Origin of the sequence: Pseudovibrio sp. FO-BEG1, assembly GCF_000236645.1 — a bacterium.
Taxonomy (GTDB): Bacteria; Pseudomonadota; Alphaproteobacteria; order Rhizobiales; family Stappiaceae; genus Pseudovibrio.
Map to the genome: position 1 here is coordinate 1,139,156 of NC_016642.1, position 15,201 is coordinate 1,154,356.

The following is a 15,201-nucleotide window of genomic DNA, read 5'->3' on the forward strand; positions in this document are numbered from 1 at the left end:
TCTCAGACTTCCGGTTGTCTCATCTATCGATTTAGGTTGTTTCAGGTGCCTTGAATGGCTGCTGGGATTGTTCCATGAGCCATTTATGGAAAGAAGCAACCGGACGGGTCAGCGGACGGTTCGCATTTCGTACAAACCAATAGCCGCTTTCCAGCGATAGGCGAGGCCAGTCAGGAACAACTAGATGGCCTGCAGCCACTTCCTGTTCAACAAAGCGGGTGTCGATTGCAATCGCGCCCATACCAGCAACAGCCGCCTGAATAGCCATGTTGCGGCTCTCAAACATCGCACCGGATGTCTGATCAGGATGCGGCAGACCAGTGCCATTGAGCCAGCGAGGCCAATCTTCACGTCTGGAGGAGGTGTGCAGCAGCTTCAGCTTGTCCAGCAGCTTGATGTCCGGGTTTGGATCACCGTTACTCAACTGAGGAGCAAACGCGACAACCAGATCTTCTTGCCAGAGCTGATGCCGCTCTACATGGGGCCAGGCCCCATCCCCCAGCCGGATTGCGCAATCATAGGACTCTCGATCAAGGTCCACGACGCGCATACTGGTCGAGATCAGCAGCTCAATATCCGGATGTTTCTCCTGAAAGTCCGGCAGGCGCGGAATAAGCCAGCGCGTCGCAACTGTAGAAAGGGTAGAAATGCGCAGTTCTGTACGGCTTCTGCGGCGGAAAGCCTCCACTGCATGCTCAATCTGGTCAAAGGAATTGCCGAGATTGGAAGATAGGCGTTGGCCTTCTTCAGTCAGCGCAAGGCCGCGGCCATCACGAATAACCAGTGCGGCGCCAAGCTCGTTCTCCAATGATCGGAGCAAGTGCGTCAGGGCCGATGGTGTAACGCCAAGATCCTCTGCGGCACGAGCTGCTCGGCCGTGTTTAGCCAGCAGTGAAAATGCATGTAGCGCGCGCAGTGAAACCATGACGAATGCCCTTCCTTATGAGTTCTTGAATTAATCTCAATAAAGGGAAAAAAGGCATTCGTCTAGCCAGTCGTGATATTTTTTCTGTTTGGGCCTTATTATGCGCAAAATTTGCAGTTTTTGGTCAAAACTGCCCCTACTGGAGTTTAAGTTGCAAATCGGAAGCACTATCGTGTTTGGAGGTATTTAGCCTAATTCTTGAGTTCGCCTAGGATATTGTGCAGGAACCCATCCAGATGGTCCGTCACAAAGTCCACATGCGGCTCTGAGCCACTGGAAAGCTCCCAATCTTCGCGGAAAACCTCGCGTGTTCCATCAGGAACCACAAGCACAGTGCGCATACCGAGGGAGTTTGGAACCACCAGATTGCGGGAGAGATCCTCAAACATGGCTGCTTTCTTAGGAAGAATGCCATTCTTTACCAAGAAACGCTGGTAAGTCTCTTCCGCAGGCTTCGGGATCAGATCTGCTTCCATAATGCCGAAGATGTCTTCGAAATGGTGCGTGATACCCAACCGGTTCGCCACAGACTCTGCGTGCTTCCGCGTCCCGTTGGTCAGGATGTAACACTTGCCCGGCAATTGGTTGATTGCATCGGCAAGTATTGGGTTTGGCTGCAAAACAGAGTGGTCGATGTCGTGAACATACTCAAGGAACTCATCAGGCTCGATGTTGTGCTCCAGCATCAACCCGCGAAGGGTGGTTCCGTACTCTTTGTAATAGGAAATCTGCAGCTCTCTGGCCTGCTCAGCAGGTTTACCGGTGAGCTTTTGAACAAACTCAGACATCTTCTGATCGATCTGATCGAACAGATTTGAGTGATGAGGATAGAGAGTATTGTCCAGATCAAAAATCCAGCTTTCAACGCTGGCAAATGGGGAATTGGTCATGCTTATCCGTTCAGCTATCAGCAATGCCGATAAGTGTTGTTTGATACCAAGCAAAACAGGAAAGAATAAGGATAGCAAGAGAGGCGATCATTATTCGCCTCTCTGAAGCTGCCATTAAGGTACGATAAGAGTACCTGCACCGTGGTCGGTGAAGAGTTCCAGAAGAACCGCGTGAGCGACTTTGCCGTCAACAATCACCACGCCTTCCACGCCCTGATCAAGGGCTTCAAGGCAGGTCTCAACTTTCGGGATCATACCGCCGGAGATGGTGCCGTCTTCAATCAAAGCACGGGCACCAGCACGGGTCAGCTGCTTGATCAGCTTGCCGTCTTTATCCAGAACGCCCGGCACATCGGTAAGAAACAACAGGCGTTTGGCGTTCAAGGAACCCGCAATCGCACCGGCAAAGGTGTCAGCGTTGATGTTGTAGGTCGCACCATCACGCCCCGGAGCTACAGGAGCAACAACAGGAATGAGATCACGCTCAAGGATCAGCTCAAGCACTTTGGCATTCACCGCCTCAGGCTCGCCAACGAAACCAAGATCAAGAATTTCTTCAATCTTGGAATCTGGGTCACGATGTTTGCGGTGCAGCTTACGGGCAGTGACCATGTCACCATCCTTGCCGCAAAGACCAATAGCACGGCCACCTTCACGGTTGATGTCCGCAACAATGCCTTTGTTGATGGAGCCTGCCAGAACCATCTCAACCACTTCAACGGTTGCCTGGTCAGTAACACGCAGGCCGCCTTTGAACTCGCTCTTGATGTTCAGCCGATCCAGCATGGAACCAATCTGAGGACCTCCACCGTGAACAACAACAGGATGCACACCAGACTGGCGCAGCAGAGTAATGTCTCGGGCAAAAGCGCGGGAAAGGGAGTCATCTCCCATGGCATTGCCGCCGTACTTTACAACAACACGTCGGTCATCATAGCGCTGCATATAAGGAAGAGCTTGGGCAATGACGTGCGCACGATTACTGGATTCCGAGAAACTCATAGCGATTTGTACACCTGGAGAGGACAATGGATTGATACGCAAATCACACGGACTGCGTGTGAAGTATATAACCGCATTATGATCACGTCACAAATGTTCAGTCATCCCCGCCTGCGTGGATTTACTCAAGTAAAAGAGGAAATTGTCTAATGCCTCTCACGCAGATAATCCGCAAAACCATCTTCTCCGGCAGGTGCAGAGAATAAGTAGCCCTGCGCATTGGTGCAGCCGCTGCTCTCCAAGAGCTTCATTTGCTCTTCGGTTTCAACGCCCTCTGCGGTCACTTCCATGTCGAGCAGATGAGCAAGCTCGATGAGGTGAGCGCAGGCGGTGCTATGAACGGCAGAGTTTGGCACGCCAGACATAAAACTGCGGTCGATCTTGATCCGGTCAACCGGGCAATCCAGCAGATGCTTCATGGAGGCAAAGCCAGTGCCAAAGTCATCAAACGCCACAGAGATACCCAGTTCCTGCAGCTGACGCATGTTCTCAATGGCATGCGGTGCACGGTCCAGATCAATCCGTTCCGTCACTTCAAGCTCTAAGAAATGCCCGGGTGTGCCAGTGTCCTGTAAAATCTTTTGAATGCGGGAGACGATGTATTGGTCAACAAACATCCGCCCGCAGATATTTACGGAGATCTTGAAGTTCGGATCAACCAGATTGCTCCACCCGCTGCGTGCCTTACACGCTTCACGGATCACCCAATAGCCCACGTCTTTACCAAGGCAGCTCCGGCACAATGTGGTGATGAAACGGGAAGGGGGCAGAAGGCCACTCTCTGGATGCTCCCATCTGATCAGAGCTTCAGCGCCAACGAGCTTGCGATCGGTCACACGTACGATTGGTTGATAGTGCAACACAAACTCATCACGCAGGTAGGCGGAAATGAGAGAACGCTCCAGCGGGTTAGGGCCAAACTGCCGGGCCTTGTACCACTTCTTGAAGTTCAGACCTGCCAGCAACAATGTCGGCAGAGTATGAATGAAACGCCACGTATAAGTCAGTGCATTGGTAATTGCATGCTCAGGTACGAGCGCCCAATGGTGACGGAGGGATGGAGTTGCGCACATACCTCATCCCCTTTTCTTCGCAGCAGCACTGTGATTGTGATCTTGTTTGTCTTTTCCAGACATTCGACGACCTCCCCTTCGACGACGGTCTGTCTATATTCGGGGGGTAAATTGACCCAAGGTCAAGAAGAGGTTAAGGGCGCTTGGGGAAAAGGCAGCAAAACGTGAGAACAAGGGATTTTCAACAAATTGCAGGATGGACAAGGGCAGTCGGATATGTTTGCAGGACCGCCGTCCAAGATAGAAAAGGTACAGAGAATTATGAGCCCTGCACCTTGAAATCGTTAGCCGTAGCTGACCAGTTGAGCGATCTCTGCGCGTAGATCATCCATGCCGAGTCCTTTTTCTGAAGAGGTGGCAATGACTTCCGGATGTGCAGCAGGACGTTTTGCGAGCACTTTCAGCGTTTCTTCTTTCATGCGCTGAAGCTGGCCCGGTTTCAGTTTATCGGCTTTGGTAAGCACGACCTGATAAGGAACCGCAGCCTTGTCCAGAATCGCCATAGCATCAAGATCGTTCTTCTTGATGCCGTGACGTGAGTCGATCAGTGAAAAAACACGACGCAAGGTGCTTCGACCACGCAGGTAATCAAAAATTAGTGAGGTCCATGCATCCACCATACCCTTCGGCGCTTCCGCGTAACCGTAGCCAGGCATGTCGACAATCTTGAGCATGGAGTGCTCAGTACCAAAGAAGTTCAGCATCTGCGTACGGCCCGGCGTGTTGGACGTACGAGCCAACGCCTTCTTGCCAGTGAGCTTGTTGATCAGGCTGGACTTACCAACGTTGGAACGACCAGCAAAGGCGATCTCAATGCCATCAAGCACTGGAAGCTGATGCATCTCTTTCACACTGGTAATGAATTCCCAAGGACGTGCAAACAGAAGGCGTCCCGCCTCCAGTTGTTCTGCTGAATATTCTTTTTCTGAGCTCATGCCTTGCCTTTTAACCTGCAATCTCGATTTGGTCGAGTGGTGTTTTGCAATGCTTTGCCTTTATGTCCGGCACACCAGAACTCTGCCAATAACAACGGTCATTCAACGAAAAAACGCGGCCCTAAGACCGCGTTTTCAATCTCTGTCATCTGAGAAAGCTTACTTGCTCTCTTCCTTAGGCTTGCGCTTGAAAGTCGCTTTCAGGTTGTCAAACAACTCAAGCTTTACGCCCTGACGACGCATGATAACACCTTGCTGCAAAACAGAGAGGGTGTTGTTCCAAGCCCAGTAGATCACAAGACCAGCTGGGAAGGTCGCCAACATGAAGGTGAAGATCACTGGCATCCAGTTAAAGATCATCTGCTGTGCAGGTTCAGCTGGTGCTGGGTTCATCTTCATCTGCAGGAACATGGTGATACCCATGATCAGAGGCCATACACCAATCATCAGGAATGTTGGTGGATCCCAAGGGATCAGACCAAACAGGTTGAAGATGGTGGTTGGGTCTGGAGCAGAAAGATCCTGAATCCATCCAAAGAATGGTGCATGGCGCATCTCGATGGTGACGAACAGAACCTTATAGAGCGAGAAGAAGACCGGGATCTGGATCAGCATTGGCAAACAACCTGCCAACGGATTGATCTTCTCAGTCTTATACAGCTCCATCATGGCCTGCTGCTGCTTCTGCTTGTCGTCCTTATACTTCTCGCGGATTTCAGTCATCTTCGGCTGAACAAGCTTCATACGGCTCATGGAGACGTAGGATTTGTTAGCCAGCGGGAAGAAGATTGCTTTCACAATCACGGTCACGAGCAGGATCGCGATACCGAAGTTGCCAACCAGAGAGTAGAGCCAGTCAATGGTCCAGAACATCGGCTTGGTCAGGAAGTAGAACCAACCCCAGTCGATCATCAGGTCGAAGTTCAGGATATCGTAGGAATTCTGATAGCCATCAATCAGACTGGTAATCTTCGCACCTGCATAGAGCAGGGAAGAGTTGGTGATCTTCGCGCCGTCAACAACCTGTGTTGCGCTGCCGAGATAGTCACTCTGGAAGTTCTGAGTACGTGCGTTGTAAGAGAAGTTCGGCTGGAATTCTGTGCCCGGAGTTGGGATCAGAGTCGCCGCCCAGTACTTATCGGTAAACCCGAGCCAGCCCATGTTGGCGCGACCTGGGCGAATGCTGCCGTCATCAATCAGATCAGAGTAGTTGATTTCCTGCAGGCCTTCGTCGCCAATCACGCCAATAAGGCCTTCGTGCAGAACGAAGAAGCCAGCGGTTTCAGGCTCACCGTTACGTGCGATCAGGCCATATGGGTACAGCTGAACGTTCTGACCGGAGTTGTTCTGTACTTCCTGATCGACAGTGAACATGTAGTTCTCGTCGACAGAGAAGGTACGCTTGAACACCAGACCTTCGCCATTGTCCCAGCTCAGGACGATTGGGGAAGATGGGGTCAGGTTGCCGGAAGTCTCTGCAGTCCAGACGGTTTCAGCGTTTGGAAGCTTGATCTGTACACCCGGGTCTGCAACCCAGCCATGTTCTGCATAGTAAGGAGCAGGGCTGCCTTTTGGTGAGAACAGAACAACGGTTTCGCTGTCCTTGGCGATGGTCTGACGGTAGCCCTTCAGGCGAAGGTCATCCAGCTTCGCGCCTTTCAGGTTTACGGAACCGGAGAGGCTAGGGGTATCAATGGTCAGACGAGGAGATGCAGCCAGTGCCTGTTCGCGACTGACGAATGATTGCGCAGCGGTTCCGCTTTCGGTTCCTGGGGCAGTCACCTGGCCGGATGCACCTTCAGGCAGTGCAACGGGGGAGCTGGAACCGGCTTGTTGTGCATCGTTTGCCAGCTGCGCCTGTTGCGCTTCCTGCTGAGCTTCTAACTGTGGTCCGGCAATAAAATATTGCCAGCCCAATAGCACAACCAGCGACAGGACGATCGCTACGATCATATTGCGATTATCGTTCATCGACTGGATCACTCATTTTCAAAAGGGTGGAATAAACATTCATCACTGGTCAGTCCGCCTGCACTTTATCATGTGGAGGTTTAGAATTTGCCAGCGAATTCGGTTTTGATCGGATAGGGCGAGATTTACGAGGCTTGAACGCATTCTTCACACTGCCTTTGAGATCTTTCAGAAGATCTTCGAAGGGCTGGGAAAGCGCTGCTCTCCGGCCAACCAGTACATAGTCGGCGCCAGTCTGGGCAATATCCAAATCGAGAGATGCGACAGCGGCTCGTAGTCGGCGCTTTATACGACTGCGCTCAACTGAGTTCCCGGTTTTCTTGGTGACCGTGTAACCCATCCGAGGGGCGCCATCACTGCGGGTTTTAGCCGCTTGAAGCACAAAAGCACGCCGAGCTGTCCTTCCGCCTTTTGCAACGGTAAGAAACTCGGAGCGCTTTTTGAGTGTTTTCATGTTTTTGCGGCGGAACTTGTGTTCAATGTTTATGAAGTGAATGCCGCCGCGCAACGTCGCGATTAAGCGCTAAGACGCTTACGACCCTTAGCACGACGACGTGCCAGAACCTGGCGGCCATTTTTGGTTGCCATACGTGCCCGGAAGCCGTGGCGACGCTTGCGAACAAGGTTGCTCGGTTGGAAAGTACGCTTCATTTTATTACCCTAGCAGAGCCATTGGCTCCAACTTAAACGTTAATTTGGATTGTGCGTCTTGTCCCCGAAGTCACCGCGACTTTATTCAAGTTACAGGACCTTGCGCATGGGACACGCACTCCTATTCGTCGGCGCTTATATTAGCGTGAGCCCTTCAAGTCAATAATTGCTGTGCTGGAATCTGCGATATCCTGACTCTTTATTCCCTCACGCGAGCGTGTACAGGTGTTACCCCCCATTCAAAACTCAGTGAAACTACGGGCAATGCACGAACCTGTGATAACACCGGAGGTCTTTCTGATTGTATGAAAATTCTAACGCATCAATTCGTTAGGCAGTTGGCCTGCAAAAAACATAGTAACTTATTCGGTTTAGATTGGCTAAGAACACAGAGGTTTCGGTTCTTATCGGTCTGAACCCTGAAACCACCTAAGGAAAAGCACATGGGAATCACGGAACACAACGATAACAAGTCATCAGCTGACGGAGCCCTCGGCTTCATCAAACGCTGGGGACTGCTATTTGTTATCCTTGCCGTGTCCGCCTATGGCATCTCTCAGGGTTGGCATCAGCAGATTACGATCAGCAACCTGATCAAAAATCAGCAGTTGCTGGCAAATTATCTCGCTGAGTACCCGGTCCTGACCCCACTCATTTACTTCGTGGTCTACACGCTTGCAGTTGCGCTGTCCTTCCCGGGCGCATCTCTGCTGACGATTGCTGGTGGTTTCCTATTTGGTTGGTTCTTTGGTGGATTGCTCACTGTTGTAGCGGCAACCATTGGTGCCGCACTACTCTTCATCGCAGCAAAAACCTCTGTTGGTGCGACACTAAAAGAAAGAGCAGGGCCGTTCCTTGATAAAATGTCCGAAGGTTTCCGCAAGAATGCGTTTAGCTACCTTCTCTTCCTGCGTCTGACACCAGTCTTCCCATTCTGGCTGGTCAACATCGCACCAGCGCTGTTCCACGTGCCGCTGACCACATATCTCATCGCGACATTCGTGGGCATTATCCCAGGCACCTTCGCATATGCCTTCGTTGGAGCTGGTCTGGACAGTGTGATCCTCGCGCAGGAACAGGCGAACCCGGGTTGTTCTGCAGCAGGGACATGTGAAGTGGAGATCTCTGCACTAATCACACCTGAATTGATCTGGGCATTTGCAGCGCTTGGCTTGGTTGCGCTCATCCCACCAATCATTCAGCGCTTCCGCGGCAAATAATTCTCAGACAAGATCAATTTCGAAATTACGGACTTTCTCGATGACCAATAACAATAATGCAAAAACTTTGACCCCGGACATCTGTGTAATTGGCGCCGGCTCGGGCGGCCTCTCCGTCGCCGCTGCTGCAGCAGCCTTCGGCGTGGATGTTGTTCTGATCGAAAAAGGCAAAATGGGTGGTGACTGCCTCAACTACGGCTGCGTTCCATCCAAAGCAATCATCGCAGCAGGCAAAGCGGCGGCGACTTTCCGTTCCTCCGAAAAGTTCGGCGTAGGCGCACAGGTGCCTGAGATTGATTTCTCTAAAGTGAATGACCACGTCCATGATGTCATCGCGACTATTGCCCCTCATGACTCTGTAGAGCGCTTTGAAGGGCTAGGTGTGAATGTCATTCAGGGAGCAGGTGAGTTTGTCTCTTCCGATACAGTAAAAGTCGGCGAAAAACTCATAAAAGCGCGTCGCTATGTGGTTGCCACTGGGTCCAGTGCTGCCGTTCCTCCTATCCCGGGCATCGAAAACACGCCATACCTGACCAACGAAAACCTTTTTGAACTGACAGAACGCCCTGAGCACCTCATTATTATTGGTGCAGGTCCAATCGGCATGGAAATGGCTCAGGCGCATCGCCGCCTCGGAAGTCGCGTAACCGTCATCGAAGCACTGCGCCCGTTGGCGGTGACAGATTCGGATCACGCTGCTCAAGTCATTCGCAAGATGGAAGCTGAGGGCGTTGAGATCCTTGCCAACACCAAGGTCAATGCTGTTGAACGCACTGATAGTGGTGTCAAAGTCTCCATCAAGGTGGATGATGAGGCTGAAGGCACTGTTGAAGGCACACATCTTCTGATAGCGGCTGGTCGTGCACCAAATGTCTCTTCCTTAGGTCTGGAAGCTGCTGGCATTGAGTACACCCGCAAAGGCATCAAGACAGATGATGGCCTGCGCACAACCAACCGCAAAGTCTATGCGATTGGTGATGTTGCAGGTGGTGCACAGTTCACCCACGCTGCAGGTGCGCATGCATCGCTGGTCATCCGCTCCATCCTGTTCCGTATGCCAATCAACCACAACAGCATCACCATGCCTGCTGTGACCTACACTGAACCGGAAATCGGTCAGGTTGGTCTCTCTGAGCAGCAAGCGCGTGAGCAGTTTGGTGACAAGCTGAAAGTCCTTGCAGCTGAGTTCTCAGGAAACGATAGAGCTCTGGCAGAAGGTAAAGGCGAAGGTCAGGTCAAGCTATTGACAAACGGCAAAGGCCAGCTTGTTGGTGCATCCATTGTTGGTCCCGGTGCTGGTGAGCAGATCGGCCTGCTGGCTCTCATGATCTCGCAGAAGCTGAAAGTCGGCGCGCTCCTCGGTGTTGTCTTCCCGTACCCAACACTAAATGAGGCAATTCGCAGGGCTGCACTTACGTATTATGCGGATGCCCCTAAAAATCCTTGGGTTCGCAGAATTCTGGCGCTTCTGAGAAAGTTCGGATGACGCACTTGTGATCGGCTGTGAGAGAAGTGTGTTGCTTGGCACACGTCATCTGCTAAAAATGAGTAAGGCATAGCGCGTAACAACAATCTGCGCTGCACGATCATTGTGTACCAACTCATCAGGTAGGTGGATGGCTCAAAATAATGGGAGAGTGACCTCTGAAACAGAGGTCACGCCGAAAAAGCTGAACTCGGATGAATCTCCGAAAGGCAAACGCCGCAAATTATTCCGCGGTGGCATGGGCCTCTCTGGCAAACTTCTGGTGCTGACGATCCTGTTCGTCATGCTCAGTGAAGTTCTTATTTTTGTCCCTTCAATTGCAAATTATCGAAACACCTGGCTTCGTGACCGTCTGGCGGTTGGTGGTGTAGCGGCAACCTTGCTGTCTGAAAGTGAGACCCTGTCTCCTCAGGTTCAGCATGAGCTGCTTGAAGCAACCGGCGCGCAGGCCATTTCTCTGGCAGTTGGCGAACGCCGCAATTTGATCGCGATGGACAGTTCTCAAATGAACATCACCAAGACGATCGATATGACACGGGATTCCCCTTGGGACGCTATTGGATGTAGCCTTCAGTTCCTGACCGGAACCCGCACAGGCCAGATCCGTGTGATTGGCGACATTGATATGCGCTCCGGTGGACGCGTGGATATGGTCTTCCCGGCATCCTTGCTGCGTGACGACTTGCAGAAATACGCTCTGAACATTCTGCAACTGTCTCTCATCATCTCCTGTTTGACGGCAGCACTTGTTTATCTATCCATCCGCTCCTTACTGCTGCGTCCTTTGCAGCGCTTGACCGGTTCCATGATGCGCTTTGCTGAATCTCCGGAAAATGCACGTGAGATCATCAAGCCAAGCGGACGCTCTGACGAGCTGGGTGAAGCTGAGATCCAGCTGCAGTCCATGCAGAAGTCTCTGAACCAAACTCTGAACCAGCAGCGCCGTATGGCTGCATTGGGTTTGGCAGTCTCCAAGATCAACCACGACATGCGCAACTTGCTGGCATCTGCACAGCTGTTCCTGGAGCGCCTGGAAATGCTGCCTGATCCAACTGTGCAGCGTGTGGCTCCGAAAATTCTGGCTACCCTTGATCGGGCCGCCAGCTACACTAGCGCAGTGCTTTCCTACGGCAAGGTTCAGGAGGCTGCGCCAGAACTACGTGTTATCCGTCTTGCATCTGTCCTGCGCGATGTGGAGGAGGTTCTTGGCCTCTCCAGTTACTCCAAGGGTATTGAGATGCATGTGAATGTGCCGGAGACGCAGGAGCTGGAAGCTGACCCGGAACAGATCTTCCGTGTCCTTCTCAATCTCTGTCGAAATTCAGTGCAGGCAATGGAAGCATCTAAAGGTGCATCTGAGGTCGTGTGTCGGATCGAGATCCACTCTGAAGTAGAAGAGGACATGCTCTCTATCTATGTGTCAGACACAGGGCCGGGCATACCTGCCAAGGCACAAGAGGGCCTCTTCAAAGCCTTCCAGACTTCAGGCAAGGTTGGCGGCACTGGATTGGGTCTGGCGATCGCAGCAGAGATCGTTGTGGCCCATGGCGGAAAGATCACATTGGAAAAAGATGTGACCACTGGGGCCTGCTTTAAAATACAGCTTCCATACAAACATGGTGTGCAAGCTGCTGAAAAAGTTACGAGACTATTCCCGGCTGACAGCAGCAAGGGCTAAATTCTGGAAAAGCTGCACCCTGCAAGTGCAGCTTTTCTCACGTTTAGGGTGCAATGCCCTACGTCTTTGTTCTGATAGTCAGAAATTGTTATCCCCAAAACGCAAATTCCCTTCAAAAAACTTCTCTAAAGCGCTTGCCAAGGTCGGGGAAGGCGGCTACATAGACCCCCGTTCCGCAGGGAACACGGCCTGCACCGGTAGCTCAGCTGGATAGAGCACCAGACTACGAATCTGGGGGTCGGGGGTTCGAATCCTCCCCGGTGCGCCATTTTTCTCTCTACCGAAAAATTAGACCGCTTCATCCAACAGGTGAACTGTACGTATTAAAATGCTTTTGCCTTCAATCGCTTGAGGCAAGCGTTTCTTCACCGCGTTCTCCTTGTGGAAGATTTTCCAAAAAGAATCTGATGGCATTCTCACCCATCACAGCTGCAATCTGGTCCTCAGAGAAGCCGAGGTTCAAAAGTTCCTGCGTTACCACTGCAATTTCTGAAGCATCAAAAGCCGTCGTAACAGAGCCATCGAAGTCAGAACCCAGGGCTACGTGATCGATACCAGCGATAGAGACAGCGTATGCGATAGACTTAGCAACACCTTTGGGGCTGATGTCGCAGGCGGCGGCTGCCCAAAAACCGATGCCGATTAATCCATTCTTGGCCGCGACAGCTCTCACCTGATCATCAGTAAGGTTCCTTGGAGTGTTACAAGCGCCTTTCACGCCGGTATGTGAGACAATGACAGGCCGTGTACTCATCGCCAGCACATCCGCAATGACTGCCGGAGAGGAATGGGCGAGATCAATGATCATCTCTTTCTCTTCCATAAGGCGCACCACGTCTTGACCGAAGTCCGTCAGTCCTCCCTTTGAGAGACCATGCAGCGAGCCTCCTAGCTTGTTATCGAAGAAGTGATGCAAGCCCATGAGGCGCAGTCCACCATCATAGAGCCGGTTTACATTGTTGAGGTCGCCATCCAGCGCGTGACCACCCTCAGTGCCTAAAATGCCCGCCATCACTTTGGAGCCATTTTCACGAGCTTCTAGAACCGTTTCCAGTTCTTTTCTGTTGTGAATGACTTTGACTTTATCTGGATGGCTTTTCTCTAGTGCGTAAAGGCGTGCGGCTTGGAGGAGGGCCCGTCGGGAGAGTTCATTCAAAGCATCTGTTGGCCAACCTTGTACAAGGCCCAAGAGCGTAATGTTGTCAAAGGCGTCGGAGCTGTTGTTCTTATAGTTTTGTCCCCGAGGAGACTTGGTTACGCTCGTGAACACCTGCACACCAACATTACCTCTATCGAAGCGAGGAAGATCAGAATGCCCGGTTTCAGAGGCTTTTGTGATGTCTCTGCCCCACAAAAGAACATCATTATGCAGATCAGCAACCCGAAGTTTGGAATGCAAAGCCTGGGCGTCTTCACCTATGGAAAAAGGCTGGTGAGCAGTGACGATGTTTCGTGAGTTGTCGACGTACTCAGCAACATAGCCAGATCGAATGATGCCGTAACCTGCAGCGGCAATAACAACAATAGCTCCTAAACCAACCTTTAAATAAGAGACACCCATAATACGCACCCAATATGTTTGCAGTCACTGACTGGGAAATATCGGTTTACCTTAAGGTGAATTGCGTATTTGTCCAGCCAGGCTAACTCAGATCTGCGGTGCTGAAAGTGCAGGCGGTATGCTTATCTTCTTGTAGGCTGACAGTTCATCTGCGTAGTATGAATGCAAATTTCATCGGTTCTATAAATAGTTAAAGGCGAGAGGCGTCATCATGAACGCTCAACAACTAGTCGAGATTATCCGCTCACGCACATCGGCCTCACTGAAGCAGATGAAAGCTCCAGGGCCGAGCAGAGAAGAGATGAAGCTGATAGTTGAAGCCGCCGCAGCAGCGCCGGACCACGGCCATCTGCATCCCTTCCGAATTTTGGAAATCCCGACAGACGCTCGCAATGATCTGGGTGAGCTTTTTGTAAAAGCCGTCGAAGAAACGCAGGCAACACCAACCGAAGAAGCGCTAACCCGCGCAAGGGAAAAAGCGCATAAAGGACCAGTGCTTCTCGTTTTGGTAGGGTGTTTTCACGGTTCCGATGAGACCCGCATTCCCAAATATGAGCAAATGCTCTCAGCTGGTACAGCTTTGCAGAATATGGTGCTGGTCGCGCATGCTATGGGTTATGCATCGCGGATCACCAGTGGTGACAGCGCGCGTTCTCCTGCATTCCATAAAGGATTGGGCCTCTCGGAAAATGAAGAGTTCCTCTGCTTTATCTCGCTCGGCAAGGTCGATGAGACACGACCAGCCAAGGGAAGACAAGAACCTCAGGAACTCCATTCAACCTGGATGCCGATGTAAGGCTCTTACTTCGCCTTCGGGCGGAAGGCTACGATCACGTCTGGATCTGTTTCAATGCGGCCTGCGCCAATCAGGTCCAGACAATAAGGAACAGCCTGAAAAACCGCATCAAGACAGGTTTTGATGCTGGCTGGCTTGCCTGGCAAGTTGATGATCAGGCTCTTACCGCGAATACCAGCAGTCTGGCGGGAAAGAATTGCAGTTGGAACCTCTTTCAGAGACAACTGACGCATCAGTTCACCAAAGCCACGCAGCTCTTTCTCCATAACCAGTTCCATGGCCTCAGGCGTGAGGTCGCGGGGAGAGGGGCCAGTGCCGCCGGTGGTGAGGATCAGGTCAACACCATCTTCGTCAGCCAGCTGCTTCAAAGTCGTACTGACGCTTTCGATTCCATCTGGAATGATCTTATGGATCGGCTCCCATGGGCTGGTAACAGCATTCTCAAGGTAAGCCAGAATAGCTGGGCCACTTTTATCTTCATAGGTGCCGTCACTGGCGCGATCAGAGATGGTAACAGCTGCAATCTTCATGGATATCTCTCATAAACACAGGTGATTTCCTGAGAGAGTAAGGGGGGAAATGCTTGCATTCAAACATTTATTAGCCTCCGATTTCCTTGTCCTCTTATTCTTTGTCTCGCGTAGAAAACACAGCTGTTATCTGAAAGGTTCTACGAGTGCTCCCGTGTTTCTCACTGTGTATTTTGATAGACTGACGCTTCTTTGTTTAAACGTTACTATCCCGTCATTACTGAAGTTTTTAGGATGTAATCTACGTAATCCGGGGGGAGAAGCTGCAACAGATTGAGATGCATTTTACCCGTAACAGTAATGGTCTCTTGCAGGTCAGGCACTAACTTTGGGTAAAGTCAGGTGCAGTTATTCTTGAACACTCTCAGCTTACAACATCAATGCACCGGGATGTTTCAGACATGTATTTTGCAACTGTGCTAAATAGAACAGTTAAGGATAAGTACGTAGAATAGCTTGGTGATCTGACTTTTTGAAATGCAC

At 51.4% G+C, this 15,201-nt stretch carries 14 protein-coding genes and 1 tRNA gene; 5 read left to right on the forward strand and 10 right to left on the reverse strand.

The window, feature by feature from the left end:
* Window positions 1-31 precede the first annotated feature (31 nt).
* The 8 genes from PSE_RS05320 to rpmH all read right to left on the reverse strand — a co-directional run bounded on the left by PSE_RS05320 (window position 32) and on the right by rpmH (window position 7,447).
* Window positions 32-925 (reverse strand): LysR substrate-binding domain-containing protein, encoded by an 894-nt coding sequence (locus PSE_RS05320; protein ID WP_008552397.1) that lies wholly within the window; start codon window positions 923-925, stop codon window positions 32-34.
* A gap of 191 nt (window positions 926-1,116) precedes the next feature.
* On the reverse strand, window positions 1,117-1,815 hold the full coding sequence (locus PSE_RS05325; protein ID WP_014283911.1) for a pyrimidine 5'-nucleotidase: 699 nt from the start codon (window positions 1,813-1,815) through the stop codon (window positions 1,117-1,119).
* Window positions 1,816-1,929: 114 nt separating this feature from the next.
* Window positions 1,930-2,817: an acetylglutamate kinase gene (argB, locus tag PSE_RS05330; protein WP_037038074.1), complete on the reverse strand. Its 888-nt coding sequence runs from the start codon at window positions 2,815-2,817 to the stop codon at window positions 1,930-1,932.
* A gap of 146 nt (window positions 2,818-2,963) precedes the next feature.
* Window positions 2,964-3,890, reverse strand: coding sequence for an EAL domain-containing protein (locus tag PSE_RS05335; protein ID WP_014283914.1), 927 nt, complete (start codon window positions 3,888-3,890; stop codon window positions 2,964-2,966).
* A gap of 284 nt (window positions 3,891-4,174) precedes the next feature.
* Complete coding sequence (gene yihA, locus PSE_RS05340; RefSeq protein ID WP_014283915.1) at window positions 4,175-4,825, reverse strand: ribosome biogenesis GTP-binding protein YihA/YsxC; 651 nt, start codon at window positions 4,823-4,825, stop codon at window positions 4,175-4,177.
* 159 nt (window positions 4,826-4,984) lie between these two features.
* Window positions 4,985-6,796 carry a membrane protein insertase YidC gene (gene yidC, locus PSE_RS05345; RefSeq protein ID WP_014283917.1) on the reverse strand — a complete coding sequence of 604 codons (1,812 nt, stop codon included), beginning with the start codon at window positions 6,794-6,796 and terminating at the stop codon, window positions 4,985-4,987.
* Between the two features lie 49 nt (window positions 6,797-6,845).
* Entirely contained in the window at window positions 6,846-7,250 is a 405-nt protein-coding gene (rnpA, locus tag PSE_RS05350; RefSeq protein ID WP_208609119.1) for a ribonuclease P protein component, read from the reverse strand.
* A 62-nt stretch (window positions 7,251-7,312) separates the two neighbouring features.
* Window positions 7,313-7,447 (reverse strand): 50S ribosomal protein L34, encoded by a 135-nt coding sequence (gene rpmH, locus PSE_RS26915; RefSeq protein ID WP_014283918.1) that lies wholly within the window; start codon window positions 7,445-7,447, stop codon window positions 7,313-7,315.
* Between the two features lie 443 nt (window positions 7,448-7,890).
* Between rpmH and PSE_RS05355 the strand changes: the two genes are divergently transcribed.
* The 4 genes from PSE_RS05355 (at window position 7,891) to PSE_RS05370 (ending at window position 12,099) form a co-directional block, all read left to right on the forward strand.
* Window positions 7,891-8,667 (forward strand): TVP38/TMEM64 family protein, encoded by a 777-nt coding sequence (locus tag PSE_RS05355; protein WP_008552392.1) that lies wholly within the window; start codon window positions 7,891-7,893, stop codon window positions 8,665-8,667.
* Window positions 8,668-8,707: 40 nt separating this feature from the next.
* Window positions 8,708-10,153 carry an NAD(P)/FAD-dependent oxidoreductase gene (locus tag PSE_RS05360; protein ID WP_014283919.1) on the forward strand — a complete coding sequence of 482 codons (1,446 nt, stop codon included), beginning with the start codon at window positions 8,708-8,710 and terminating at the stop codon, window positions 10,151-10,153.
* A 151-nt stretch (window positions 10,154-10,304) separates the two neighbouring features.
* On the forward strand, window positions 10,305-11,831 hold the full coding sequence (locus PSE_RS05365; RefSeq protein WP_008552367.1) for a HAMP domain-containing sensor histidine kinase: 1,527 nt from the start codon (window positions 10,305-10,307) through the stop codon (window positions 11,829-11,831).
* A 191-nt stretch (window positions 11,832-12,022) separates the two neighbouring features.
* A tRNA-Arg gene (locus tag PSE_RS05370) sits at window positions 12,023-12,099 on the forward strand.
* 72 nt (window positions 12,100-12,171) lie between these two features.
* Here the strand turns inward: PSE_RS05370 and PSE_RS05375 are convergent.
* Window positions 12,172-13,392, reverse strand: coding sequence for a dipeptidase (locus PSE_RS05375; protein ID WP_014283920.1), 1,221 nt, complete (start codon window positions 13,390-13,392; stop codon window positions 12,172-12,174).
* Window positions 13,393-13,603: 211 nt separating this feature from the next.
* Here PSE_RS05375 and PSE_RS05380 point away from each other — a divergent pair, with 211 nt between their 5' ends.
* Window positions 13,604-14,188, forward strand: coding sequence for a nitroreductase (locus PSE_RS05380; RefSeq protein WP_008552290.1), 585 nt, complete (start codon window positions 13,604-13,606; stop codon window positions 14,186-14,188).
* A 5-nt stretch (window positions 14,189-14,193) separates the two neighbouring features.
* On the opposite strand, the gene mog is transcribed toward PSE_RS05380, so the two are convergent.
* Window positions 14,194-14,718 carry a molybdopterin adenylyltransferase gene (gene mog, locus PSE_RS05385; protein ID WP_008552317.1) on the reverse strand — a complete coding sequence of 175 codons (525 nt, stop codon included), beginning with the start codon at window positions 14,716-14,718 and terminating at the stop codon, window positions 14,194-14,196.
* Window positions 14,719-15,201 lie beyond the last annotated feature (483 nt).